A 23,570-nucleotide genomic window follows, 5' to 3' on the forward strand; every position below is an offset into this window, starting at 1 on the left:
TCCGGTGCGGGTGCGCGACGACCGGTCGGGGGTCGCGGTCTTGTCGTTCTCAGCCAAGAGGTGCCTGCCTGTCTCTCATGAACGGGATGCCGTCGATCTTGTTGCCGTTGACCCGCACCTCGTAGTGCAGGTGGCATCCGGTGGATGCGCCGGTGGTCCCGACGCGGGCGATCGGCTGGCCGGCGCTGACGGACTGGCCGATGCCGACCAGGATGCCGCCGTCGCGGATGTGGGCGTACCCGGTGTTGATACCGCCGCCGTTGTCGATCAGGACGAAGTTGCCGTAGGAGCCGTTGGGTCCCGCGTAGATCACGGTGCCGCCGTACGCCGCGTAGATGGGCGAGTTGCAGGAGGCGCCGATGTCGATGCCCATGTGGTACGTGCTGCCGACGCCGCCGGGCGACGGGCGGGAGCCGAAGCCGTCCGTGATGGGGCCGGCGGCGGGGACCGCCCAGCCCTGCGGGCCGACGTAGCCGCCCGGGAGGCCGCCCGAGCCGCGGGCCGCTGCCGCCGCCGCTGCCGCCGCGACGCCGGCCTCGTAGCCGGCGACGGTCTTGGCGGTGGCGTCGGTCAGCGCAGCGAGCTGCGCCTGCATCACGACGATCTGCTTCTGCTGCTCCGCGAGCTTGTCCTGCGCGGCCTTGGCCGCCTCGATCGCCGCCTGCATCGCGGCCTGGGCGGCGACCTGCAGTTTGGAGCGCTCGGCCTTGGCCACGTCGGCCTGGTCGGAGAGGGCGTTGGCCGTGTTCTGCGCGGCCTTCGCGTCGGTGTAGACGCGGTTGGACTGCTCGGCCAGCTTCGACATGCTGCCGAGGTCGGAGAGGAGCTTGTCGGGGTTCGTGCCGGAGGCGCCGTTGCCGCTCAGGAAGAGGTTGGCGGTGAGGTTGCGCCCGCCGGTGCGGTAGAGCTGCGCGGCGACCTTTCCGGCCTGCGTGCTGGCGTCGTCCGCCTTCTTCTGGCTGGCGGCGGCCTGCTTCTCGAGCTCCTGGGCCTTCATGTTCGCTTCGTCGAACTTGGCCTCGGCGACCTGGAGCTCGGCGCCGCGCTTCACGGCCTCGGCCTGCGTGGAGGCGACCTCGCTCTTCAGCTGCGAGATGAGGCCGTTGATCTTGTCGACCTGGGCGGACGCGGTGGCCTGGTTGGCCTTCGCGTTCTGCACGTCCTGCCAGCTGGGGTAGTTGTCCGCGTAGGCGGGGGCGACGGATCCGACCGCGGCCAGCACCGCGATGGCGACGGCGGCGATCCCGGCGCGCACAGACATCCGGCGCTTCCTGGGGACCTTCTCCCCGAATCCACTCGTCTCGCGTCTCATCGCCACCTCGAACCCGCTTCGCTCACGTATCGTTTTCATCTCGTTTGTCACACCAGTCGCACGGGTATCGCTAGTCAACTCGTGCAACTTTACCAACATGCGCGCGCGAAGCCCAGGGTCGGTGGGTGGCGGCAGGGGTCGGCGGCGCGTGACTCACGCGGACGGCGGGGGGAGCCGTCGGTCGCAATCTACCCACGGAGACCCGCCGAACCGGGGCATTTCCGTGGGGCGTCGCCCGATCGGCCCGCCCTCCCGGAGCGCGCGTATAGGCCTGACCCGCCCGGGATGCAACCCCGATTGGCGTTCGGCCACCATCTTCCGTATGCTTATGCGTCGGTGGTCGTCGAGAAACGAAAGTGGATCGAGACAACCCGGCCCCATCGTTTAGCGGCCTAGGACACCGCCCTTTCACGGCGGCAGCACGGGTTCGAATCCCGTTGGGGTCACCCGTCCTCGCGAGCGGTGGACGTCACGTAGTATGGAACACGAAAAATCGAATAACAGTTTGGCCCTGTAGCGCAGTTGGTTAGCGTGCCGCCCTGTCACGGCGGAGGTCGCGGGTTCAAGTCCCGTCAGGGTCGCCATGGCGACAAGCCCTTCCCTCGGAAGGGCTTTCGTCTATCACCGCCTCGGCGGTGAGGCTCTGTAGCTCAGTTGGTAGAGCGTTCGACTGAAAATCGAAAGGTCACCGGATCGATGCCGGTCGGAGCCACAGCAGAATAGAGAACCCCCGGATCCTTTGCGGATGCCGGGGGTCTTTCGTTGGCCCGTCAAAGCAGTCGGATCGCCGTTTGACTCCATCTTGACTACACCTGACTTCGCCGCTTGGGCATCGAGAGCGTTCGCAACCTCGTCAAGGTCATCGTCGAAGAGATCGGCGTCGAGAGTTCCCCCACCCGCGATCGGACGTCGCCGTGCCGAACGTCCACTAGCCGGATGTTGCCCCAACGAGGAAGCACGTATTTGTCGAGGTGAAGCGGTAACCCGAGCGAGTCGTCGACTTCACATGCACCTGCGCTCGAAACCACTCCTTAGCCACGTGAGAGACCGGGTTCTCGCCTTCGTTGGGTCGACCCGCTCGTCCTTGGCTTGCGAGACGTTGACCGACGAGAGGAAGAGTTCCGCCGCGTGCTTCGTGGTGAACCCGCGCTTCATCGTGTTGCGATGGTCGGGCGTCCGGTACTGGACCCGATATCGCTTGCCCGCTGCGGTCTCGTAGGACGCCCTTCACACCGCTGCCGAAATCGCGCATGATCAACACAACGACCGTGTCCGGGAAAGCGGGTCAGGCTCCTTCAGCCCGTTCCACAGCAGCTAATCACCACGCTCAAGCAACACCGCCGATGCGAGCTCGCGCAGTTTGGTCCACTCGTCAGAACGCGCAATCGCCTCGGCAGTCCACAGCGACGGATCACTCCTATTACGCAGGGACGCCAACCAGTCATCCAGATCGGCAAGCCTGAGCATGTAAGCCCTGTCACGAGGTGAACTGGAGAGAAGTGCAACCGCAGGCCGAAATAGCCGGTCGAACTCGATTGTGAGTTCGTCTCCGCCCGCACCAGGTCCCATCGATGCCAGACTTTCAAGCTGAACTGTCGGGTTCGCAGCGAGTGCCCGGACAGATGCCATGAGCCTGACCAAGAGCTCGTCTGCGGGTTCAACATCCTCCGGCCTCACCGAAAGAAGCGCCCGAGTCACCCCACTCGCGGGGTCGGAAACCTCAACTTCAAGCCCACCATCCAGATACACCTCAAGCACATAACCAATCGTGTCTATTGGCGCACCGCTCGACCGATATCGATCGGTAATCAAACGCACTCGGTCGTAGGGGTTGACCGGCGTCATTTGGCGAACCCGCTGAACGGAGTGTTCAAGGTGATCGAACCGTCTCCCCGAATCATCCATCCCGAAACGAGTTCAGTAGATCGCCCAGCGGCAGCCCCTTGACCTCTGAGCGTGATGTTGATGTTGATCCGCTGACCATACTGATCCGACCTTCCGAGTGTGTAATCCCCAGCGGCGAACTTGGTCACGGCTAGCTGCACGGCTCCCCCATTTTCTCGCTTCGCGAGTGGTGCCCCCGAATAGTGTCCCAGCTGCGCAGCAATCGAAACTCAAGCGGTAACCAAACCGGGCAACAAGCATGTGCCGCTGAGAGGCTTTACAGAATGCGACTATTTGACTACCCCAAAATGGGCCTCAACACGACACTCCGACCTCAGGGCCAGCCGCCGCATCCGCTGGCCTGAGCGCCAGACATGAGCAACCCGTCGCCGAACATCACCAGAACAGTGATCGCCGGCTGCGGTGATGCTCTTCCAGCCCATCCACGCGCCCGCAGTACCACGGCGGCGGCACCGTCCATGCCCTCGTCGGTGTTCGTCATCTGTCTAGGGATCGTGACACATTTGGGACCGGCCGGCGACGACACTCGCATTCGCGCCGGTGGCATAGCTGCTCCGAGGGACAACGGTCCCCATCGGGGCAATTGCGAGGACCTTGCGCAAACCCCTCGTGACTACATTTGACTACAAACGCCTGAGATCTATCGCAATCTCAGATGATCTCAAAGCATCTACTTCCGCGGGAAATTGACGATCTGTCACCATACGAGAGCCTATGTCACGTCCTAACTTCGACTGAAAATCGAAAGGTCACCGGATCGATGCCGGTCGGAGCCACAGCGGAATAGAGAACCCCCGGATCCCTTGCGGATGCCGGGGGTTTTTCGTTCGCTTTCGGGGCTCGATGGAAGCCTGCTTCAGGCGTCGAACCCGTGTTCCCGGTAGAGGTCGATGCTCTCCTTCAGGGCCTTGAGCACGTACGGGGGAAACTGCATGCCGCTCTGCTCCGCCCAGAGCAGCTGCGCTTCGATCCGGCCGACCTCGCGTGCGTACTTCTCGAGATCGTCGGCGAAGCCGAGCACGCTCGCCACACCGCCCATCTGGGCGCGATAGCGGTCCTGGCCGTTCGTGCCGACGAGGTTGTACGTCTTCTCTCGCAGGATGCGCGCCAGGTAGAGCTGCCACGGTTTGAGCTCGCCGCTCTGCACGAGCTGGGTCGCGCTCATCCGGTAGAACGCGAAGTGACCCGGCTCCTGCCTGCGGATCGGGCTGATGATCGTCTCGGCGATCGCGGCCTCGCCGAGGTCCAGCATCCCGTCGTAGAGGACGTTGTACGCCAGCACCGCCTGCCGTTCGGTGCTCGCGCCGGTCAGGTAGTAGAGCAGCCGCGCGATGTCCTGGATCGACGAGAAGTGCGCGAGGGCGCCCATGATCTTGATCTTGAACGAGACGGCGAGCTCGGGTTGAGCGGCCGGCCGGCCGAGATCCTGCTGCAGACGGTCGAGGATCAGTCCGTGCTGGATCTCCTGCGGCTGCCACACGTCGGCGTAGAACAGGCGGTCGACTTCGTGCACGTCCGGCAGAAGCACGAGCAGTTCGAGCACGTTCCGGTCGACTTCGAGCTCCACCCGCGCGAGGTAGTCGATGACGTGACCGTAACGATCGGCGACAGCCCCCGGTGCGCGGACGTCACGGTCGACCGCGTCGAGAGCGATCGGCGGATGCTGCTCGCCGAGCCGCTGGACGTGCTCGAGGATCCTCTGTGGAGAGACGCGATCTGCCATCACGTCCATCATGGACCGTGTCTGCCGCGAGGTGAACCCGTCACCGCTCTGGCGCCGTCCGGCCCGTATGCCTCACCATGGCTGTCATGGCAGAGGTGATGCTCGCGGTCATGCCGTTCGCCGGCCACGTCGCGCCCATGCGCGCAGTCGTGCGCGCCTTCGTTGCGGCAGGGCATCGGGTGCGCGTGTACACGGGCTCGGCCCACGCCGACGTCTTCCGCACAGACGGGGCGGAACCGGTGCTGTGGGAGAGGGCGCCGGACTTCGATGAGAACGATCTGCCGGCGACATTCCCGCGGCTGCGTGGCCGGAAGGGCCCGCTGCAGATGATCGTCAACGTCGAGGACTTGTTCGTCCGAACGGGAGCAGCGCAGTGCGCCGACCTGACGGCGTCGTTCGACGCGCGGCCCTGGGATGTCCTCGTCGCCGACGGCCTCTCCCTCGGCGCGCACCTGGCCGCCGAAAAGACCGGCACACCGCGGGTCACGGTCGCGCTCGTCCCTCTCGCGACGCCGTCCCCGGGTGCGCCGCCGCCCGGCTTGGGCCTGCAACCGGCGACCTCGGCACTCGGCCGCCTGCGGGACCGCCCGCCCGATTCAGAGCGCGTTCCACGAGCAGCGCGCCCTCGCCGGCCTTCCGCCCACCGCACTCACCTTCCAGGAGGCGCTGTACTCGCGCGAGCTGGTGTGCGCCAGCGGCGTCGAGCAGCTGGAGTACCCCCGCCCGCAGTGGCCCGGTCGGATCGTCTGGGTCGGCGAACTCGCGGACCATACCGGCAGCGGAATCCCGGAGCCCGCGTGGTGGCCGGAATCGCTCGCGGACCCGCGTCCTGTGGTGCACGTGACCCAAGGCACGCAGAATGTTGATCCCGCCGACCTCATCCGGCCGACATTCGCAGCCCTCGGACGTCAGCGGGTGCAGCTCGCCGTCGCGACGGGAGTGCGCGGGAACAGCGCGTTGCCGTTCCCTGCGCCGCCGAACGCCCGCGTCGCCGACCTGCTTCCGTACGATCGACTGCTGCCCCGCGTCGACGTGATGGTGACCAACGGCGGGTGGGGCGGCGTGCTGGCGGCGCTGCACAACGGCGTGCCCCTGGTGGTCGCCGGCGGAGACCTGGACAAGCCGGAAGTCGCAGCCCGCGTCGCCTGGGCCGGCGCCGGGGTGAATCTGCACACGGGAACACCGTCTCCCCGCGCGATCCTGCGCGCATGGCGGCGGGTCTCCGGCGCCTCCGCGTACCGGACGGCCGCCGAACGCATCGGCGAGGCGCTCCGCCGGCATGACGGCCCCCGAGAGGTCGTCGAGCACACGGAAGCCCTCCTCGCGTCACTCCCCTAGGAGACCCCGCTCACCCCTCCGCACTCCTCTCCTCGATGTAGACGAGCCCGTTGCCGAACGGGTCGTCGAAGAAGAACATCGGGGTGCCGTCGCCGATGGTGATGGGCTCGTGGTTGTGGAGGGCGACGCCTGTCTCCTGGACGCGCGCGAACGCGGCGTGGGCGTCGGGCGTCTCGAGCCGCAGCGCCACGGGGATCTCGCTGTCGGCCGGGAGGAGCACGATGCCGACCGAGGATCCGGGCGGGACGACCTCGATCATCCGGGCGCCCGGCCAGGGCTCGCCGTCGTACCGCACCTCGCAGCCCAGCACGTCGCGGTAGAACGCCAGTGCCGCATCCTGATCCGGGACGGGGACCGTCACGCTCAGCACCCGCGTCGTGAGCGTCATCGCGCACCCTCGCTGAGGAACGCGTCGAGGGCCTCGAGCTGCAGCGCGATGCCCTGCCTGCGATACTCGGGCTGGTCCAGGCCGTCGAGGTAGACGCCGTGCTCGGTGAGGACCAGTCGCGTCCCGGCGGGGTCGGGCAGGAACTCGACCGAGGTCAGGGAGACGGAGATGCGGTCGGCGTTCCGCAGCATGTGGTTCGTGTAGACGAGACGCCGGCCGGGGACGATGTCCTGGTAGACGGCGTCGTAGGTGTAGACGTCTCCTCCGCCCTCCAGGGCGGCGCGGGAGAGCTCGCGACCGCCTACGCGGAAGTCGAGGGAGTACTCGCCGCCGCCATCCCCTCCCGAGAACCAGACGCGCTTGGCGTCGGGATGGGACCACGCGGCGAAGACGCGCGTGACGTCCGCGGCGTAGACGCGCTCGAGGACCATCGTGTCGTGCACGGTGCTGCTGCTGTTCACTGCTGATCTCCTATTCGTCGTCGGAGGAGTCGAGGAACTCCCCCAGCCGGTCCAGTCGCGCCTCCCAGTGCCGACGCTGCGCGCCGAACCAGGAAGCGGCGTCGTCGAACACGTCGCGGTCGAGGCGGCACGTCCGCACGCGTCCGGTCTTGCTGCTGCGGACGAGGCCGCTGTCCTGCAGGATCCGGAGGTGCCGGACGACCGCCGGCAGCGACATCGGCAGCGGGCGCGCGAGTTCACTGACGGTCGCCGGCCCCTCGGCCAGGCGCTCTACCATCAGCCGCCTGGTCGGATCGGCGAGCGCGTGGAAGACGGCGTCCGCATACTTAACCATGTGCTTAAGTATCCGCTATGGAAGTGTCGTGTCAAGACTGTTTGCACCGTGGACGGGGTTGCTAATGTCGAGCCATGATGAGGTGGGGGGCCGGCCGCGTCGCCGCGGCCGTTGTCGTAGCGTGCGTTGCGGGACTGATGACCGGATGCGCGCTGATCGATCCTCCCGTCCACTCGACGCCGACCCCGACGCGGGAAGCGAAGGAGTCGGACACCGAGCCGGTCGCGGCGCAGCTCCCCAACCTCCTGGTCGCCGGTCAGACGATCGGCACGGGCGAGCTCCGCGTCGTCGACCACGAGCCGATCTCTGCTCCCGTCGCCGAGCATCCGGTGACGGGCAGCCTGCGTGTCGTGGTCCGTCCCGACCGCGGCATCGAGGTTCGCATCCGCCCGGACGACCCCGCCAGCGCCGACCTGACCGGGATCGACCTCCTGTTGACCGGACAGCGATACGACGGCAAGCCGGAGAACATCCAATATGAAGCCTTCTTCGGCCTGATCGCAGAGCCGAAGCCCACCGACGCCGACGGTGAGCTGGTGCTGAGGCTGGCCTTGGACTCACCGGCCGCCGGCGATCCGACCTTCTTGCACTCGCTGGTGGAACGCCCCGCGGGCGACGGACGCGTGATGGCCGCGGCAACGATCACCTGGAACCTCCCGTCCTCGTTCCCGAGCCTGCGCGCCGTCGACGGCGGCTCAGAGACGTATGCGCGCGGTCGTACTGTCGTCGACGGTGGCACCCTCGCCTACTACGTCCCGAGCTCGAATGACACGGTGTACCAGGTCTCGCGCCGCTTCGGCCTGACCGAGGCCGAACTGGTCTGGCTGAACCCGGAACTGCTGATGGACTCCTTCGAACCGCAGCTGACGACCGGCATCGGCGTCAACCTCGACCCGGCTCGTCGCTGACCAACGAGCAGTTTTGGAGAAGCGCGCTCCGTTGCCCCGGTCGTAGATTGATCGTCAGATCGACCGACGAAGGAGACACCATGGCGACGACGTTCACTGCAGAGGAGAAGGCCGCGATGAAGGCGGCCGTCGCGGAGAAGAAGGCTGCGCAAGCGGGCGCGGATGCTGCTGCCGCGTGCGAGGCCGCGATCGCGGCGCTCACCGGGAACGACAAGGAACTCGCCGAGACCTTCCACCAGCTCGTCGCCGAGAACACGTCCCTGGCGCCGAAGACCTGGTACGGGATGCCGGCGTACGCCGACGCCGACGGCAAGACCGTCGTCGCCTTCAAGCCGGGCTCGAAGTTCAAGATGCGCTACGCCACGATCGAGTTCCAGCCCGCCGCGCAGCTCGATGACGGCGACCTGTGGCCGGTCGGCTATGCGGTCGCGAAGCTGGGCGACGCCGACAAGAAGCGGATCGCCGCCGTGCTGCGGAGCGCGGTCGGCCGCTGAGACGCCGCGCGCCGCTCATCCCTTCTTCTGCAGCACCTGCCGGAAGCCGTAGTGCGCGTTCGCGAACACGGCGTAGAGGAGGAGGCCGGGGGCGAGCATCCCGAGCACGGGCTGCGCGAGCAGCGCCGCGACGCTCAGGCCGACCAGCACCAGGGCGAGCGCGCTGAAGTACCAGCGGCGCACCGCGACGTAGAGGGCGGCCTTCGCGATCGCCCGCACGGACGCCCGCTCGAAGACGGTGAGGCCGGCGATGGCCGTCAGCGTCGTGGCCACCGCCACGAGGGCGACAACGAGCAGCGTCGGCCCGAGGAGGACGGCCCAGACGGTGCCCGCGATGATGGCGCCGTCGTAGAGCACGAACCCGACGACGGCGGCCGCGGCCAGACCGAGCACCGCGGCGGCCGCACCGCGCCGCCGATACCCGCGCCAGAACGCCGCGAACGGACGCGGACTCCCGTCGCCGAGGGACCGGTAGACCTCGAACGCCCCCGCGAGCGACGGCGAGACGGTCAGCGACAGCACGAGGACGACCGGCCACGCCTGCAGCGCGTCGCGGGCGACGAGCAGCATCCCCACGAGGGGGAGGTTCGCGACGACGAGCAGCAGGTCCACCATGAGGATGGCGTAGACGTACCCGAAGATCGTGTCCAGGGTCTCGTGGCGCAAGCGGGCGAGGCCGCGCGGTGCGCGCGCCGTCGTGCCGCTCATCCCTTCATCCCGCTCGTCGCGATGCCGGCGATGAAGTAGCGCTGGCCGGCCAGGAAGATCGCCAGGATGGGGACGATCGAGATCACCGAGCCGGTCATGATCATCGCGTACTGCGCCGAGTACTGGCCGATGAACGACCGCAACCCGATCTGCACGGTCCAGAGCTCGTTGCTCGACAGATAGATGAACGGCCCCATGTAGTCGTTCCACGTGTTCACGAACGTGAGCAGCGCGAGGGAAGCGAGCGCCGGCTTCGACAGGGGCAGGATGATCCGCGCCCAGATGCCGTAGTCGCTCAGGCCGTCGATGCGCGCGGCCTCGTTGAGCTCGTCCGGAATGGTCATGTAGTACTGGCGCATCAGGAAGACGCCGAACGCGCTGAAGGCCTGGAGCAGGATCAGAGCGGTGAACGTGTTCGTGAGCCCCGCCTTCTGCATCATGATGTACTGCGGGATCATGTACGCCTGCCAGGGCACCGCGATCGTCGCGATGTAGGCCAGGAAGAGCGCGTCGCGCCCCGGGAAGCGGACCTTCGAGAAGCCGTACGCGGCGAAGCTGCCGGTGAGCACCTGCAGCACCGTGATGACGACCGCGAGCAGCGCCGAGTTCGCGAGGTACCCGGCCATCGGGATGGCCGACCAGATATCCGCGTAGTTGCTCCACACGAACTCCTTCGGGATCCACTGGATGGGCACCGTGAGCACGTCGGCGTCGTTCTTGAGCGACGACGAGAGCATCCAGATGAAGGGCAGCAGCACGACGCCGAGGAGCACGACCAGCACGACGTACATGGCGGCCTGCCCCAGCCGGGTCTTGACCCGGCGCCGGCGCGGCTTCGGGAGCGGGGCGTCCGGCTGGAACCGGCCCGTCTCGAGCTCCTGGGCGAGGTCGGAGGTGAGGGTGGACATCAGCGCTCCCGTCTCTGCTGGATGCGGAACTGGAAGACCGTCACGACGAGGACGATCACGAAGAGGACGAGCGAGATGGCCGAGGAGTAGCCGAACTCGCCATTCAGGATGCCGTCCTGGTAGATGAGCTGCGAGAGCACGAGGGTCGCCCGGCCCGGGCCTCCCTGGGTCATCACGAAGACGAGGTCGAACACCTTGAAGCTCGAGACGCTGAGCAGCACGAGCACGAGGAAGGTCGTGGGCCGCAGCGAGGGCAGCGTGACGTTCCAGAACGAGCGCCAGCGGCCCGCCCCGTCCATCTGCGCCGCCTCGTAGTACTCGCGCGGGATCGCCTGGAGCCCGGCGAGGAACAGGACCATGTAGTAGCCCATGTCGCGCCAGACGCTGGTGATGATCACCGCGGGAAGCGCCCACGCCGTACTCGCCGTCCAGCCCGGGGCGTTCGCGATGCCGATGGCGTGGAGGAACTGGTTGATCGGCCCGCTGGTGGGGTCGAAGAGCATGTTCCAGACGATCGCGATCGCCACGAGCGAGGTGATGTAGGGGAAGAAGATCGCGACGCGGAAGAACGCGATCCCGCGCAGCTTCTGGTTCAGCAGGAGGGCGAGGCCGAGCGAGAGCGCCAGGGTGAGCGGCACGTGGCCGAGCGCGTAGAGCACCGTGTTCGTCAGCGCGACACGGAAGTCGTCGTCGCGGAACAGCCGCACGAAGTTGTCGATCCCGGCCCAGGTCGGCGGGTTGTACGAGTCCCAGTTCATGAACGCGAGCACGAAGGCCGCGATCACGGGCACGAGGGTGAACAGCGCGAAGCCGAGGAAGTTCGGGAGGATGAAGCTCCAGCCGATGAGGGTGCTGCGGCGCAGACCCCGCCGGTCCCGCCGGTCCCGCCGGGGAGTCTCCTCCCCGGCGGGTGCGCGTCGTTGCGTGATGGTGGTCATGGCGTCACTGGTGGAGCACGTCGGACTTCACGCGCGAGGCCATCTCGGCCGTCGCGTCGGCGACGGAGGAGCTGCCGGTCATGATGAGCTGGTGCTCCTGGTTCAGGATGGTCCCGATCGCCGCGGCGTTCGTGCCCGTGGGGCCGTCGGGGCGGATCACGTCGGGGTCGAACGCCGTCTTCGAGAGCGCGTCCGACGGCATCCCGTCGAGCCCGAAGTACTGCTTGGTGATCTCGTCGCTGTGGTACGCGGGCACGATGCCGACGGCGGCGACCGCCTTGGCGCCCTCCGGCCCCGCCGCGAATGCCAGGAACTTCTCGGCGGCGGCGGTGTTCTTCGAGTTCTTGTTGATGCCGAAGCCGGTCGGGCCGCCCATGGTGGTGATCTTCGTGCCGGACTTCAGCTGCGGGATCGGCGCGATGCCCCAGTCCACATCCGTCGTGCCGGCCTTGGTGTCGGCCAGCAGCGGGGCGATGAGCCAGGTGCCCATCGGGACCATCGCGGCCTTGCCCTTCTCGAACATGTCCTTGTACTGCACCTGCTGGCTGTTGGCGGTCGCCCAGTCCATGATGGTGCCGGCCTTCTGCATGCCGAGCGTCAGCTTGTACTGGTCGGCCATCCAGGAGTAGTCGGGCTTGTCGTAGCTCTCGTCCTGCTGCGCCGCGGCGTAGCCCTGCACCATCGAGTTCCAGGTGTGGATGTAGGCGCCGTACACCTTGTCGGCGCCGTCGCCCGTGGTGAGCTTCGCGGCATCGGCGGCGAACTCGTCCCAGGTGAGGTTCTCGGGATCCGCGACGCCGGCGTCGGCGAACATCTTCTTGTTGTAGTAGAGCACCGAGAAGTCCTGGCGGTAGGGCACCGCGTAGTAGGCGCTGCCCGTCTTGTAGCTCTCGGTCGCCGGGATGTCCGCCGTCGGGAGGCCCTTGACGACGTCCGCCACGTCGACCAGCTGCTTCTTCTGCGCGTAGCCGGCGTAGTCGGTCAGGTTCTTGACCGTGATGATGTCGGTGGTGTCGCCGCCGGCCAGCATCGTCGTGATCTTGTCCTCGTAGTTGGCGGCGAGGATGTCGACGGGCTGGATGGTGATCGACGGGTTGGCCTTCTCGAAGGCGCTGAACAGCGCGCCGAACTCCGGCGTCTGCTGCAGGTTCCAGACGGCGACGCGTAGGGTCGTCGACCCGGCCGTGCCCGAACCCGAGCTCGACGAGCCGGTGCCCGCGCAGCCGGCGAGGCCGAGCGCGAGCGCGGCGGCCGCGGCGCCGGCCGCGATCAGTGATCTCTTCATACGGAATAACTCCTTTGTCATCGGTGGAAGGGGAGGGTCGAGTCAGGCACTCAGCCGGAGCGCCTCGCTCGTGACCTCGTCGAGCAGGGGCTCGCCGGCGGCGTAGCGCTCCAGTTCGTCGAGGGCGGCATCGGTCATCCGATGCAGCTCCGAACCGAGCGACCCGGCCAGATGCGGGGTCACCATCACGTTCGGGAGGCGATAGAGCACCGAGTCCACGGGCAGGGGCTCGGGATCGGTGACGTCGAGGATGGCGTTGAGCCGCCCCGACGCGCACTCGCGCTCGAGGGCGGCGGTGTCGACCAGGCTGCCGCGCGCGGTGTTGACCAGGGTGGCGTGGTCCGGCAAGGCCGCCAACTGCGGCGCTGCGATCATGTGCCGGGTGGAGGGGAGCGCCGGCGCGTGCAGCGAGAGCACGTCCACCCGGGGCAGGAGGTCGTCGAGCGCGGTCGGGATGCCGCCCGCCCGCACGATCTCGGCCGGGTCCGCGTACGGGTCCGCCACCAGGCAGACGACGCCCTCGAGCTGCTGGACGAGGTCGACCACACGGCGCCCGACCCGGCTGAAGCCGACGACGCCGATGGTGCGTCCCAGGTTGGAGAGCTCGCCGAATCGGCTGATCTGGAGGCCGTGATCGCGCCGCACCTGAGGGTCGGCCGCGATGAACGGGGCCTTCTTGCCCGCGAAGATGATGGCGGCCAGCGTGTACTCGGCGACCGGGACGGCATTGGCCTCCGCGACGGACGACGCCCGGATGCCGCGCTCCCAGAAGTCGGGCGTCACCTGCGGCCGGACGGTGCCCGCGCAGTGGAGCATCGCCCGCAGCCGCGGCATGCGGTCGAGGCGTCCGGCGTCGAGCTGAGGCGCGCCCCATCCGGTGAGGAGCACCTCGACGGTCGCCAGCCGTGCGTCCAGCGCCGGGTCGTCCAGGTCGTCGGTGAAAAGCGGCTCGGGCAGTCGGACGAGCCGCCGCAGCCGCGCCAGCCGCGGCGCGTCGAACTGGCGCTCGAACACGTCGCGGTCCATCACCACGAGCGCTTCGGGGGAGTTGATGTCGGTCATCGCCGCGAGGTCCAGCCTTTCCGTCGGGCGACGATCGCTGGTCATTGCGTCGTCGCGAGACTCAGTACATACTCAGACCCGTCACAAACAAACCAATCATTCACGATCGAACACAAACAGACACAATCGCAGCTCAGGAGGCAACGGTGCCGCACCTCTCGCAACCGCAGACGTCGGAGGACGATCACGCCGAAGACGCCGCGTTCTCGCGGGTGAGCGCCCACACCGCACCCCCCGCCGGCACGCAGGCGAGCGCCCGGCCGTTCGAGGGGCCGCTGTTCTCGCACTGGGGCGAACGGATGCGCTCCCGGTCGCTCGAGGAGCTGTTCGCGACCGCCGGCACGGCCGAGCTGCGTCGCCGGAGCGGCATCCCGAGCGCCGAGGACCGCGACGTGTGGGACCGCATCGACGCACCGACGCTCGCCGGGTTGCGCGCCGACGCCGAGGCGGAGCTCGCACTCCCCTGGCCCGGTGTCCCCGCGTCGCTGTTCGCGCGGTACTCCCGCGACGGCGACCGGCGCGGCTACGAGGCGGCCGTCGACGCCCGGCAGCTCCGGCTGAGCCGCGCGGTCGTGCTGGCGGCCGCGACGCGCTCGCCCGAGTGGGTCGACGAGGCCGCTGACGGCGCCATCGTGCTCTGCGAGCAGAGCACGTGGTCGCTCTCCGCCCACGACGACGCCGGCACCCGACGCGGCTTCGTCGTGCCGGACGCCGCCTCGCCCTACCTCGACCTGGTCGCCGGGGAGATCGTCGCACAGCTGGCCGTCGCCGACCGGGTGCTCGGCACCGAGTGGGATGCCACCTGGCCCGGTGTGCGCGAGCGCATCCGGCACGAGGCGGAGACGCGGGTGTTCACGCCGTTCGAGACGCGCGACGACCTGTGGTGGCTCGGCTACTGGCGCGACGTCAACAACTGGAACCCGTGGATCCTGGGCAACGTGCTCCTCGCGGGCGTGCTGCTGCTGGACGACCCCGCGCGCGTCGCCGCGATGACCGCCCGCGCGCTGGACAGCCTGGACCGCTACGTCGCCACCCTCCCGGCGGACGGCGCGATCGACGAGGGCGTCGCCTACTGGTGGAACGGCGCCGGCCGGATGCTGGAGCTGCTGGAGCTCGTCTCACAGCTGACCGAGGGAGCCCTCGACGCGGGCTCGATGCCGCTCATCGCGGAGGTCCTGCGCTTCCCGATGCGCATGCAACTCGGCGCGGACTGGTACGTCAACGTCGCGGACGGCTGGGCTCGGAGCCACCACGACGAGCCGTGGCACGTGCCGTTCCGGTGGGGCCTGCGCCTTGGCGACGACCGGGTCGTGGACTGGGCGCGCGGCGCACGGCAGCCGGGTCGGCCGGTCGCGCCGGTCTCGGGCGGACTGCCGCGATTCGTCCGGGCGGCGACGGATGCGCGCTGGCGGGACGCCGCTCCCGCGCCCGCACCTCTCCCCGGGTCCGTCTGGCTGCCCTCGGTCCAGGTGCTCGTGTGCCGGGGCCGCGCGGGCGATCCGACGGGCCTCGCGCTCGCCGCGAAGGGCGGCACGAACGACGAGAACCACAACCACAAGGACCTCGGATCGTTCATCGTCACCGCGGGCGGGCGCCCCCTGCTGATCGACATCGGCAAGCCGACCTACACGCGGGCGACCTTCAGCGCCGAGCGGTACCGCATCCGCGCGATGCAGAGCGGCTGGCACAACGCGCCCGCGCCACGGGGGCTCGAGCAGGGCGAAGGGCCGGCCTTCGTCGCCCAGGTGCTCGATGCCCCGCACGGGGAACCGGGCGACGCGTCGACGCCGCCCGGTGCGCCGGACCTCCCGAACAGCCTGGAGCTCGACCTCAGCCGCGCATACCCGTTGGACGCGGACGAGCACTGGCGGCGGCGCGTGAGCCTGGTCTCCCCCACCCGGGACGAGGTCCACGACGACTGGCACGTGGCCGGAGGCGCGGTCGTCCACCTGATCGCCGCGGGCGACGTGCGGCGCGACGGAGCTCGCGTGATCGTCGCCGCCGACGGCCACGCGATCGCCATCGACGCCGGCGGCATCGCACCGGAGGTCGAGGAGTGGCCGCTCGACGATCCCGAGCTCACACGCGTGTGGGGAGCGAGCCTCACCCGGCTGAGCTACCCGCTCGGCAGCGCCGCCGGGACGTTGACCACGACCATCGAGGAGATCCGATGACCAACCGCGAGCCCCTCTACTCGGTGCAGCGCCGAGAGCGCATCATGGACCAGCTCCGCGAGCGCGGCGCGGTCAGCGTGAGCGTGCTCGCGAGTGAGCTGGGCGTCAGCGAGCTGACGGTCCGCCGCGACATCAACACCCTCGCGCAGCAGGGGCTGGTGACCCGCGTCCACGGCGGGGCCACGCTCCGCAGCTCGCTCGATACCGGCACCCGGTCGTCCGCCGCCCCGATGGCGACGAAGTACACGATCGGCATGGTCGTGCCGTCGCTGGAGTACTACTGGCCGCCGATCGTGCACGGCGCGCGGGCGCAGGCCGCCCAGCTCCGCGCGTCGCTGCTGCTGCGCGCCTCCACCTACGACTCGCGGGACAACCGGCGGCAGGTGGAGGCACTGCTCAAGGTGCCGGGCCTGCACGGACTCATCGTGGCGCCGGACACTCTCGGCGACGATGCGATCGAGACGCTGCGCTGGCTGGACTCCCTTCCCGTCCCGGTCGTGCTGGCCGAACGGCGCGTGCGCACCGCGGCGGCCGCCCGCCGCCTGGATTCGGTCGTCTCCGACCACACGGCGGGAGCCTCCCTCGCCGTCCACCACCTGCACGAGGTGGGCCACACGCGCATCGGCCTCTTCATCGAGAGCGAGAGCCCGACGGGCCGGTACGTGCGGCGCGGCTGGCAGTCCGCTCTCGCCTCCCTCGACCTGCCGACGGACGTGGCCATGCTGCAGGGCATCCGCTTCGACTCCCCCGGCCGCGAGGAGGCGATGGACGAGGCCCTCGACCTCTGCCGCCGCACCGGCACCACGGCGGTCATCGTCCTCCCTGACCCGCACGCCATCGCGCTCGAGCAGCACGCGCTGGACCGCGGGGTCCGGGTGCCGCACGACCTCGCCATCGTCGCGTACGACGACGACGTCGCCCGGTTCGGGGATCCCGCCATCACCGCCGTCCGGCCGCCGAAGGAGTTCGTGGGCCGGGAGGCCGTCAACCTGCTGATCGCGCGGCTGGAGGGCGGCAGCGGGCGTCCCGCGTACCGCGTGAAGCTCAGCCCCGAACTGCACGTCCGCCAGTCGACGCTGCCCGTGTCCATCGCCGACGCCACCGTCCTCGACACCACCCTCGACACCGCCCTCGACGAAGGAGACGAGACCGCATGACCGCGTTCGACCCCGCCCGCATCGACCTGCCGCCCGAGGACCGCACGCTCTCACCGATCACCGGCTGGACGAGGAACCACTGGGCCGCCGTCGCGGATCACCTGCTGCTCTCGCTGCGCCCGTACTTCTCGTCCAGCCGCAGCCGCGTGCAGCTGCCCGGGATCGTCAGCTCGCACGGCACGGCGAGCGACGGTCTCGAGGGGTTCGCACGCTCCTTCATGCTTTATGCCTTCCGCCTGCACGGAGATGGAGGCGACGACCCGTACGACTTCACCGAGTGGTACCGGAGCGGTCTCGCCGCGGGATGCGACCCGGCGAACCCCGAGCGCTGGCCGCGGCCGAGCGATGTCGGCCAGGCCAAGGTGGAGGCGGCCTCCATCGCGCTCGGCCTGCAGCTCACCCGGCCCTGGCTGTGGGACCGCCTGGGCGAGTCGGAGCAGCGGAACGTGATCGCGTGGCTGGCCGATGCGCCCGACGGCTGGTACCCCGACAACAACTGGCTGTGGTTCCGCATCACCGTCGAGACGTTCCTCGCCTCGGTCGGCGGCCCGCACGACCCCGAGCGGATCCGGCAGGACCTCGCGACCATCGAGTCGTACTACCGCACCGACGGCTGGTACGCGGACGGACCCCTCCGCGCCTTCGACTACTACTGCGGCTGGGCGATGCACCTGTATCCCCTGCTCTGGACGGACTCCGCCGGTGCCGACGCCTTCGGGGCCCGGGCCCTGGAGCCGGTCTTCCGCTCCCGCCTCACCGACTTCCTCGACGACCATGCCGCACTGATCGGCGCCGACGGCATGCCCGTGCTGCAGGGGCGGAGCCTCATCTACCGGTTCGCGGCGGCGGCCCCACTGTGGATGGGTGCCGTCACCGGCGCGACGCGGCTCCCGGCCGGCACGCTGCGGCGGGGCGCGTCGGGCATGCTGCGGGCCTTCCTGGAGCGCGGCGCCGTCGATGAGCACGGCCTCCTGTCGGTCGGGCTCTTCGGCGAATGGCCCGCGATGGCCCAGTCCTATTCGGGCGCCGGGTCGCCCTACTGGGCGGCGAAGGGATTCCTGGGGCTCGCCCTGCCGGCCGACCACGAGGTCTGGACCGCGGTGGAGGAGCCGCTTCCCGTCGAGCGCGCGGACGTGCGCCGCGTGATCCGGGCCGCCGGGTGGATCGTCAGCGGGACGGTCGCCGACGGCGTGGTCCGCGTCGTCAACCACGGTACCGACCACGGGCTGTCGGGCGACCGCACCGCGGACTCCCCGCTGTACGCACGCCTCGGGTACTCGTCGGCCACCCTCCCGCCGCTGGTCGGCCCGACCGTGGAGGCGCCCGTCGACAACACGGTCGGCGCCGTGGACGATGCGGGGCGTTCGACGAACCGGTCGGGATTCGCGCGCGGAGTCATCGGCGACGACGGCACGGCGGCCTTCGCGACGTCGTCCGGCCGCACGCAGTGGGTCGAGCAGGATGAAGACGCTGGTCCCGACCACGGGTCGGGACGGCAGGGTCGGATCACGGACGGGCCCCGACTCCTGGTCGGCTCGCTCGTCCGCGGCCCGTGGGAGGTGCGGGTCGTCCGGCGACTCGCGGACGAGGGCGCCGCTGCTCCGGTCCGCCTCCGGGTGAGCGGCTGGCCGGTCGCCGCGGGGCAGGAGGCGGTCGCCGCGCTCGTGCCGCTGCTCGGGGACGCGACGGTCTCGACGCACTCGGAGGACGGGACGTCGCCGCTCGGCACCACGGCCGTGGAGTGGGCGGAGTTCGACGGCGTCGCCGTCGACGACGTGATCGGCGTCGCGCTCTCGCTGAGCCGCGCGGCTGACACCCTGCCGGCGCCGGGCCTGCAGCTGCTCCGACCGCCGGCCGGTCCCGTGACGGCCGAGGTGACCTGGCCGGACGGGGCCGTCAGCGTCCTCCCCCTCGCCGACTGAGCGGTCGGCGGCCGCCGATCAGCCGGCGCGCAGCGAGGTGACGATGCTCTGCAGGAGGTGGAAGGCGCCGGCCTGCTCGTCGGGCGTCAGGCCGCCGAGCATCCTGACCTCGACCGAGCGGACGGCGACGGTCGCCTTCTCGAGGCTGCGTCGGCCGCGCGGCGTGAGCCGTGCAGGAAGCGCCTTGCCGACCGGAGCCTCGGCCGGCCGGGTGACGTAGCCGTCCCGTTCGAGCGCCTGCAGCAGCACGTTCATCGACTGCCGCGTGACGAACGCCCCTCGCGCGAGCTCGGAGTTCGACAGGCCGGGACGCTGCGCGAGCAGTTCGAGGCAGGAGTAGTGGGTCACCGTCATGCCGAGCGGGCGGAGCACATCCTCCATGGCGGCCCGGAGCGCGCTCGACGCCTCCTTCAGCAGGTAACCGAGGGACGTGTCCAGATCAATGCCGTCTTGACTCATGTCAGTATTCTGACATAGAGTGGCGCGTGTCAGAAAACTGACACACGACGAAGGAGCACATCATGCCCGCCACCGGCCCCGACTTCCTCTCCCTGCAGGTCCGCGATCTGGACGCGTCGCAGGCGTTCTACGAGCAGTACCTCGGCCTCGTCCGCTCGCAGGCCGGCCCGCCGCACGCCGTCGTCTTCGAGACGACCCCGATCGCGTTCGCACTGCGCGACCTCATCCCGGGCACCGACCTGGATGCCGTCACCCAGCCGGGCATCGGCGCAGCGATCTGGCTGCACGCCACCGATGTCCAGGAGATCCACGACCGCCTGGTGGCCGACGGCCGAACGATCGTCGCGGCCCCGATCGACGGCCCCTTCGGCCGCACCTTCACCTTCGCCGACCCGGACGGCTACCAGATCACACTGCACGACCGCGCCTGAGGAGGCCGCCTCGTCAGCGTGGCGACCCTTCGCCACCCGCTCCGCCTACAGTGAGGGGGAGCAGAAGGAGGGCGCGATGTCTCAGGGTCGCAACGAACGGTCGTTCACGCGCCGAGCGGATTTCCTGCGCCGGAGGTCCGCGACCGTGACCGTGCCCGTTGCGGATGAGGCGCAGCGCCTGACCCGGTACGTGACCGATGGCGATCCCGTCGCGGCGCCGGCCGATGCCTCGGTGGCCGACGGCCTCCGATTCGCCGAGGACGGCCCCGGCCGGATGGCGATGTTCCTCTACCCCGCGCCGACCGCCAACCAGATCGACGAACTCGCGGACGCGTGGGACCTGCATCCCCTGCTGGTCGAGGATCTGCTCCACGCGCACCAGCGTCCCAAGCTGGACCGCTACGGGGACGTCCTCTTCCTGGTCGTGCGGTCCGCGCGCTACATCGACGAGAGCGAAGAGGTCGACTTCTCAGAGTTCCACATGCTGGTGCGCCCCGGCGCAGTCGCGGTGCTGTGCCAGGACAAGCGATGGATCGACGGGACGGACGGCACGGAGTTCGACGAGGAGGAGCTCCTGCGGTCCGACCGCCGCGAGCGCACCCTCCTCGCCGACGAGCACCTCCTGGCCCTCGGCCCGGAGGCCGTCGTCTACCGGCTGCTGGACGCGATCGTCGACGGGTACACCCCGGTGCTGCAGGGGGTGGCGATCGACAAGGAGCAGATCGAGCGCCAGGTCTTCAGCGGCGACGCCGCGGCGGCGGAACGGATCTACCGCTTGAGCCAGGAGATCATCGACCTGCAGCACGCGACCGCCCCGCTGGGCGAGGTGCTCGGCGCGTTGATCGCCGGCTTCGGCAAGTACGACATCCCGGACGAGCTCCAGGCGTACCTCAACGACGTCTCGGACCACCTCACCCGGGTGAACACCCGCGTGACCGAGTATCGGGACGCGCTCTCGCAGATCCTCGAGGTCAACTCGACCCTCGTCGGCCAGCGGCAGAACGAGCAGATGAAGAAGATCTCGGGCTGGGCGGCCATCCTCTTCGCCCCGACCCTGATCGCCGCCGTCTATGGCATGAACTTCGACCACATGCCGGAACTGCACTGGGCGCTCGGCTACCCCATGTCCATCCTGCTGATGGTCGCGTTCGCGGCGATCCTCTACTGGATCTTTAAGCGCAGCAAGTGGATGTAGTCCGAGCTCGGTAGTCCGGGCTCGCGGCTAGCGCTCGGCCGCTGCTCGGCGGATCCAGGTGCGGAACTCGACGGCGAAGTGCTCGAGGTGCTGGTCGACGACCTCGGGTGCGCACGTGGCCGGCAACGTGACGGAGAGCCGCGCGGTGAAGCCGTCCGGCTCCTCGTCGAACGCGTTGGCGATCGAGCCGACCACCGTCCCGTCGGCGAGCAGCATGTGCGACCGGCGGACGGCCGTACCCCGCGATGCGACCGGGAGCTCCTGGGCGACGATGACACTGTCGTCCCACGGGCGCATGAAGAAGGAGCAGACGTACTCGTCCAGGGTCTCGACGATGTTGACGTTCTGCCCCGGCTCGGCGTGGATCGAGTAGTGCTCCGGGTGCCCGGCGAGCATCACGTCGTCGCGGGCGAACGCCGCGCCGAGCCACGCCCCGAACTCGGCGGCGGGGATGCCACGCGCGCGCAGCCTCGTCGTCCCGGTCGCCTCCTCACCGTCCGAGCGGTCCAGGTGGTCGCGGAGGAACGCATCGCCGGCGGCGATCTCCTCCTCGAGCAGCTCCAGGAGCCGCTCACGGCCGAGCTTTCGCTTCAGCAGTTCGAGGGCCCGGCGTGCGGAGAACAGTTCGAAGCCGTCGATCGTCGAGTCGCTGTCGTCACCGCTCAGCCGCACGGTGGCGGTGGTCTCGGGTGTCGTCGTCATGTCACGCCTCACTTCGCCTGGACGGGGAGCTGCAGGTAGGAGGCGTGCTCGCCTCCCGTGTGGACGACGTGGGTTCCGCTGTTCGCGCCGATGTACTCGCGGATGCCCGGCATCAGGGTCCCGAGCAGGTTGCGGGAGCTCACGATGAACCGCAGCTGCTCGCCGGGGTGGAACGCGAGACCGATCGGGAACAGGTCGATCTCGATCTCGGCGACTTGTCCGGGCGAGAGCTTCTCGACGCGATCGAAGCTGTGCGCCGGGACGTCGTCGGTCGTGAGCGTCTCGTCGAGGTGGCGGAGGGACACCCGAAGACGTCCGTCGGACCCCTTGTAGCGGAGGATCGTCGCTCCGTGATCGGTGAGGTCGTGCGCCATCGCGGACTGGTTGGGGACCGTGAACGCCTGCAGCGGAGTGCCGAAGCGGTCGAGCTTCTGCACGAGGACGAACAGGTCGAGGTCGTCGGCATCCCGGGCCTCGACGAACAGGTGCGCCTTCGGGTAGCCGACGAGGACCGTCTCCTCCTCGAACCGGGTGAGGAACGACACGGCGTTCGGATTCGCCTCGACCGCGTACGATGCCTCCGCCGCGGCCTCCGGTGCAGCTGCCGAGAGCGTGCGGGTGCGCGCGTCGAGGTAGAACCTCGTCGACGTCACGTCCTCCGGCGGGAACGACTCCGCCGGGACGTTCACCTCGTCACCGCCCTCGAGATCCAGGATCGAGTAGCGCACCCGCGGGGTGGTCTCCCATCCGTTCTCGACGCCGAGCAGGTAGTGGTCGAAGAAGCGGCGCAGGTCCTCGACGTTGGCCGGGTCGTAGTAGTCGGGCCATTCCTGGCCGTTGTGGATGCGCAGCCACTTATCCTGCGAGGCCATCCGGCGCCAGGCGCGGAACGTGCCCGCCGTGTGCAGGGTGTTCGAGTAGCTGGCGACGACGTAGGCCGGGACCGCGATCTTCTCGAACGCGGGGATCTTGTTCTCCCAGAGCTCGTTCATCAGCGGGTACCTCTCCACCTCGGAGAGGATGTCCTCCTTGCGGTACCTGCCGAAGAAGCTGCCGTACTGCAACTGCTGGGCGAACCCGGTGTCGGGCATCCCGCCGCGCATCACGAGGTCGCGGTACACGTCGCTGACGCCCTCCCACGGGTTGATCGCCACCAGGTGCGGCGGCTGCTCCGCCGCCGTGAACCACTGCGACACGGCCAGGTAGGAGGTGCCGCTCATGCCGACCTTGCCCGAGCACCACTCCTGCTCGGCGAGCCACTCGATCACGTCGTAGCAGTCCCGGCCCTCCTGCCAGTCCCAGAGCACGCTGTCGCCCTCGGAGTCGACGACGCCACGGATGTCGACGTTGCAGATCGCGTACCCGTTGGCGCACCAGTAGGCCGGGTCGGGCGCCTCGAACTTCTCGAGGCCCGACACGGTTGCGTTGGACAGGCCGACCAGCCCGAAGACACCCATCACACTGAGCGAGGTGCCCTGAGCCTTTCCGTACGGGCTCCAGGCCACGATGACCGGCACCGGCTCCGTGCCGACCGGGCGGAACACATCCACGTGGATTGTCGTCCCGTCCCGCAGCTGCACCGCGGTGTCCTTCTCGAACACGATGTCCACCGGCAACGGCGCGAACGGCGGAGCGACCTGGAATCCGGCCTCGAGCGTGCGGGTACCGGGGTCGAAGGGGGTCAGGATGCCGGTCCGCGCTGCGGGCAGCGGCGTCGACGGGACGTAGATCTTCTGGGCGGTGGCCATCGTGCTCTCCTTCGGATC

At 69.1% G+C, this 23,570-nt stretch carries 22 protein-coding genes and 3 tRNA genes; 11 read left to right on the plus strand and 14 right to left on the minus strand.

Annotated elements, in window-relative coordinates:
• Positions 1-49: 49 nt before the first annotated feature.
• A complete protein-coding gene (locus FHX33_RS16355; RefSeq protein ID WP_246397478.1) occupies positions 50-1,261 on the minus strand; it encodes a M23 family metallopeptidase in 1,212 nt (403 codons plus the stop codon).
• A gap of 424 nt (positions 1,262-1,685) precedes the next feature.
• Between FHX33_RS16355 and FHX33_RS16360 the strand changes: the two genes are divergently transcribed.
• From FHX33_RS16360 to FHX33_RS16370, 3 genes are all read left to right on the plus strand, one after another.
• Positions 1,686-1,758 (plus strand) — tRNA-Glu (locus FHX33_RS16360).
• A 61-nt stretch (positions 1,759-1,819) separates the two neighbouring features.
• Positions 1,820-1,896: transfer RNA gene (locus FHX33_RS16365), tRNA-Asp, on the plus strand.
• Between the two features lie 55 nt (positions 1,897-1,951).
• Positions 1,952-2,024 (plus strand) — tRNA-Phe (locus FHX33_RS16370).
• Between the two features lie 602 nt (positions 2,025-2,626).
• On the opposite strand, the gene FHX33_RS16375 is transcribed toward FHX33_RS16370, so the two are convergent.
• Both FHX33_RS16375 and FHX33_RS16380 read right to left on the minus strand, forming a co-directional pair.
• On the minus strand, positions 2,627-3,157 hold the full coding sequence (locus tag FHX33_RS16375; RefSeq protein ID WP_155828933.1) for a hypothetical protein: 531 nt from the start codon (positions 3,155-3,157) through the stop codon (positions 2,627-2,629).
• Positions 3,158-4,073: 916 nt separating this feature from the next.
• Complete coding sequence (locus FHX33_RS16380; RefSeq protein WP_039923224.1) at positions 4,074-4,940, minus strand: hypothetical protein; 867 nt, start codon at positions 4,938-4,940, stop codon at positions 4,074-4,076.
• A gap of 522 nt (positions 4,941-5,462) precedes the next feature.
• Between FHX33_RS16380 and FHX33_RS21995 the strand changes: the two genes are divergently transcribed.
• Entirely contained in the window at positions 5,463-6,278 is an 816-nt protein-coding gene (locus tag FHX33_RS21995) for a glycosyltransferase (protein WP_338092041.1), read from the plus strand.
• 10 nt (positions 6,279-6,288) lie between these two features.
• Here the strand turns inward: FHX33_RS21995 and FHX33_RS16390 are convergent, their stop codons facing one another.
• From FHX33_RS16390 to FHX33_RS16400, 3 genes are read right to left on the minus strand one after another with little or no spacing between them, the layout of a single operon-like run.
• Positions 6,289-6,666, minus strand: a complete 378-nt coding sequence (locus FHX33_RS16390; RefSeq protein ID WP_021765310.1) for a VOC family protein — start codon at positions 6,664-6,666, stop codon at positions 6,289-6,291.
• Positions 6,663-7,127, minus strand: coding sequence for an SRPBCC family protein (locus FHX33_RS16395; protein ID WP_021765309.1), 465 nt, complete (start codon positions 7,125-7,127; stop codon positions 6,663-6,665). Before FHX33_RS16395 ends, FHX33_RS16390 begins: the two co-directional genes overlap by 4 nt.
• A gap of 10 nt (positions 7,128-7,137) precedes the next feature.
• Complete coding sequence (locus FHX33_RS16400) at positions 7,138-7,461, minus strand: ArsR/SmtB family transcription factor (RefSeq protein ID WP_021765308.1); 324 nt, start codon at positions 7,459-7,461, stop codon at positions 7,138-7,140.
• A gap of 74 nt (positions 7,462-7,535) precedes the next feature.
• Here FHX33_RS16400 and FHX33_RS16405 point away from each other — a divergent pair, with 74 nt between their 5' ends.
• Both FHX33_RS16405 and FHX33_RS16410 read left to right on the plus strand, forming a co-directional pair.
• Positions 7,536-8,369 (plus strand): LysM peptidoglycan-binding domain-containing protein, encoded by an 834-nt coding sequence (locus FHX33_RS16405; protein WP_021765307.1) that lies wholly within the window; start codon positions 7,536-7,538, stop codon positions 8,367-8,369.
• 80 nt (positions 8,370-8,449) lie between these two features.
• Positions 8,450-8,863, plus strand: coding sequence for a hypothetical protein (locus tag FHX33_RS16410; protein ID WP_021765306.1), 414 nt, complete (start codon positions 8,450-8,452; stop codon positions 8,861-8,863).
• Positions 8,864-8,878: 15 nt separating this feature from the next.
• On the opposite strand, the gene FHX33_RS16415 is transcribed toward FHX33_RS16410, so the two are convergent.
• From FHX33_RS16415 to FHX33_RS16435, 5 genes are read right to left on the minus strand one after another with little or no spacing between them, the layout of a single operon-like run.
• Entirely contained in the window at positions 8,879-9,571 is a 693-nt protein-coding gene (locus tag FHX33_RS16415; protein ID WP_021765305.1) for a hypothetical protein, read from the minus strand.
• Positions 9,568-10,479 (minus strand): carbohydrate ABC transporter permease, encoded by a 912-nt coding sequence (locus FHX33_RS16420; protein ID WP_021765304.1) that lies wholly within the window; start codon positions 10,477-10,479, stop codon positions 9,568-9,570. Before FHX33_RS16420 ends, FHX33_RS16415 begins: the two co-directional genes overlap by 4 nt.
• Entirely contained in the window at positions 10,479-11,417 is a 939-nt protein-coding gene (locus FHX33_RS16425) for a carbohydrate ABC transporter permease (protein WP_021765303.1), read from the minus strand. Before FHX33_RS16425 ends, FHX33_RS16420 begins: the two co-directional genes overlap by 1 nt.
• Before the next feature lie 4 nt (positions 11,418-11,421).
• Positions 11,422-12,702, minus strand: a complete 1,281-nt coding sequence (locus FHX33_RS16430) for an ABC transporter substrate-binding protein (protein WP_183428735.1) — start codon at positions 12,700-12,702, stop codon at positions 11,422-11,424.
• Between the two features lie 42 nt (positions 12,703-12,744).
• Positions 12,745-13,764: a hydroxyacid dehydrogenase gene (locus FHX33_RS16435; RefSeq protein WP_039923648.1), complete on the minus strand. Its 1,020-nt coding sequence runs from the start codon at positions 13,762-13,764 to the stop codon at positions 12,745-12,747.
• A gap of 146 nt (positions 13,765-13,910) precedes the next feature.
• Between FHX33_RS16435 and FHX33_RS22210 the strand changes: the two genes are divergently transcribed.
• Genes FHX33_RS22210 through FHX33_RS16450 form a run of 3 tightly spaced genes read left to right on the plus strand, consistent with a single transcriptional unit; the run spans position 13,911 to position 19,017 of the window.
• On the plus strand, positions 13,911-15,938 hold the full coding sequence (locus FHX33_RS22210; RefSeq protein ID WP_183428736.1) for a heparinase II/III family protein: 2,028 nt from the start codon (positions 13,911-13,913) through the stop codon (positions 15,936-15,938).
• Positions 15,935-17,095 (plus strand): substrate-binding domain-containing protein, encoded by a 1,161-nt coding sequence (locus FHX33_RS16445; protein WP_021764907.1) that lies wholly within the window; start codon positions 15,935-15,937, stop codon positions 17,093-17,095. Before FHX33_RS22210 ends, FHX33_RS16445 begins: the two co-directional genes overlap by 4 nt.
• Positions 17,092-19,017: a DUF2264 domain-containing protein gene (locus tag FHX33_RS16450; protein WP_183428737.1), complete on the plus strand. Its 1,926-nt coding sequence runs from the start codon at positions 17,092-17,094 to the stop codon at positions 19,015-19,017. The genes FHX33_RS16445 and FHX33_RS16450 overlap by 4 nt, the downstream gene beginning before the upstream one ends.
• Positions 19,018-19,035: 18 nt before the next feature.
• Here the strand turns inward: FHX33_RS16450 and FHX33_RS16455 are convergent, their stop codons facing one another.
• Positions 19,036-19,476 carry a MarR family winged helix-turn-helix transcriptional regulator gene (locus FHX33_RS16455; protein WP_021763166.1) on the minus strand — a complete coding sequence of 147 codons (441 nt, stop codon included), beginning with the start codon at positions 19,474-19,476 and terminating at the stop codon, positions 19,036-19,038.
• Between the two features lie 62 nt (positions 19,477-19,538).
• On the opposite strand from FHX33_RS16455, the gene FHX33_RS16460 reads away from it, so the two are divergent.
• Together FHX33_RS16460 and FHX33_RS16465 are read left to right on the plus strand one after the other, a co-directional pair.
• Positions 19,539-19,907 (plus strand): VOC family protein, encoded by a 369-nt coding sequence (locus FHX33_RS16460; RefSeq protein WP_021763167.1) that lies wholly within the window; start codon positions 19,539-19,541, stop codon positions 19,905-19,907.
• A 145-nt stretch (positions 19,908-20,052) separates the two neighbouring features.
• Positions 20,053-21,102, plus strand: coding sequence for a magnesium and cobalt transport protein CorA (locus tag FHX33_RS16465; protein ID WP_248616256.1), 1,050 nt, complete (start codon positions 20,053-20,055; stop codon positions 21,100-21,102).
• Positions 21,103-21,129: 27 nt separating this feature from the next.
• On the opposite strand, the gene FHX33_RS16470 is transcribed toward FHX33_RS16465, so the two are convergent.
• Complete coding sequence (locus FHX33_RS16470; protein WP_021763169.1) at positions 21,130-21,804, minus strand: hypothetical protein; 675 nt, start codon at positions 21,802-21,804, stop codon at positions 21,130-21,132.
• 8 nt (positions 21,805-21,812) lie between these two features.
• Positions 21,813-23,552, minus strand: coding sequence for a CocE/NonD family hydrolase (locus FHX33_RS16475; RefSeq protein ID WP_021763170.1), 1,740 nt, complete (start codon positions 23,550-23,552; stop codon positions 21,813-21,815).
• Positions 23,553-23,570 lie beyond the last annotated feature (18 nt).

The sequence above is a fragment of the Leifsonia aquatica genome, assembly GCF_014190775.1.
Classification (GTDB): domain Bacteria; phylum Actinomycetota; class Actinomycetes; order Actinomycetales; family Microbacteriaceae; genus Leifsonia; species Leifsonia aquatica.

What these genes read in the sequence shown, in the direction of transcription:
- FHX33_RS16400 (WP_021765308.1), bottom strand. Translation starts at nt 7,461, where the DNA reads ATGGTTAAGTATGCGGACGCCGTCTTCCACGCGCTCGCCGATCCGACC.
- FHX33_RS16375 (WP_155828933.1), bottom strand. Translation starts at nt 3,157, where the DNA reads ATGACGCCGGTCAACCCCTACGACCGAGTGCGTTTGATTACCGATCGA.
- FHX33_RS16390 (WP_021765310.1), bottom strand. Translation starts at nt 6,666, where the DNA reads ATGACGCTCACGACGCGGGTGCTGAGCGTGACGGTCCCCGTCCCGGAT.
- FHX33_RS16380 (WP_039923224.1), bottom strand. Translation starts at nt 4,940, where the DNA reads ATGGCAGATCGCGTCTCTCCACAGAGGATCCTCGAGCACGTCCAGCGG.
- FHX33_RS16420 (WP_021765304.1), bottom strand. Translation starts at nt 10,479, where the DNA reads ATGTCCACCCTCACCTCCGACCTCGCCCAGGAGCTCGAGACGGGCCGG.
- FHX33_RS16450 (WP_183428737.1), top strand. Translation starts at nt 17,092, where the DNA reads ATGACCGCGTTCGACCCCGCCCGCATCGACCTGCCGCCCGAGGACCGC.
- FHX33_RS16435 (WP_039923648.1), bottom strand. Translation starts at nt 13,764, where the DNA reads ATGACCGACATCAACTCCCCCGAAGCGCTCGTGGTGATGGACCGCGAC.
- FHX33_RS16405 (WP_021765307.1), top strand. Translation starts at nt 7,536, where the DNA reads ATGATGAGGTGGGGGGCCGGCCGCGTCGCCGCGGCCGTTGTCGTAGCG.
- FHX33_RS16410 (WP_021765306.1), top strand. Translation starts at nt 8,450, where the DNA reads ATGGCGACGACGTTCACTGCAGAGGAGAAGGCCGCGATGAAGGCGGCC.
- FHX33_RS16460 (WP_021763167.1), top strand. Translation starts at nt 19,539, where the DNA reads ATGCCCGCCACCGGCCCCGACTTCCTCTCCCTGCAGGTCCGCGATCTG.
- FHX33_RS16425 (WP_021765303.1), bottom strand. Translation starts at nt 11,417, where the DNA reads ATGACCACCATCACGCAACGACGCGCACCCGCCGGGGAGGAGACTCCC.
- FHX33_RS16470 (WP_021763169.1), bottom strand. Translation starts at nt 21,804, where the DNA reads ATGACGACGACACCCGAGACCACCGCCACCGTGCGGCTGAGCGGTGAC.
- FHX33_RS16430 (WP_183428735.1), bottom strand. Translation starts at nt 12,702, where the DNA reads ATGAAGAGATCACTGATCGCGGCCGGCGCCGCGGCCGCCGCGCTCGCG.
- FHX33_RS16455 (WP_021763166.1), bottom strand. Translation starts at nt 19,476, where the DNA reads ATGAGTCAAGACGGCATTGATCTGGACACGTCCCTCGGTTACCTGCTG.
- FHX33_RS16415 (WP_021765305.1), bottom strand. Translation starts at nt 9,571, where the DNA reads ATGAGCGGCACGACGGCGCGCGCACCGCGCGGCCTCGCCCGCTTGCGC.
- FHX33_RS16355 (WP_246397478.1), bottom strand. Translation starts at nt 1,261, where the DNA reads ATGTCTGTGCGCGCCGGGATCGCCGCCGTCGCCATCGCGGTGCTGGCC.
- FHX33_RS16475 (WP_021763170.1), bottom strand. Translation starts at nt 23,552, where the DNA reads ATGGCCACCGCCCAGAAGATCTACGTCCCGTCGACGCCGCTGCCCGCA.
- FHX33_RS16445 (WP_021764907.1), top strand. Translation starts at nt 15,935, where the DNA reads ATGACCAACCGCGAGCCCCTCTACTCGGTGCAGCGCCGAGAGCGCATC.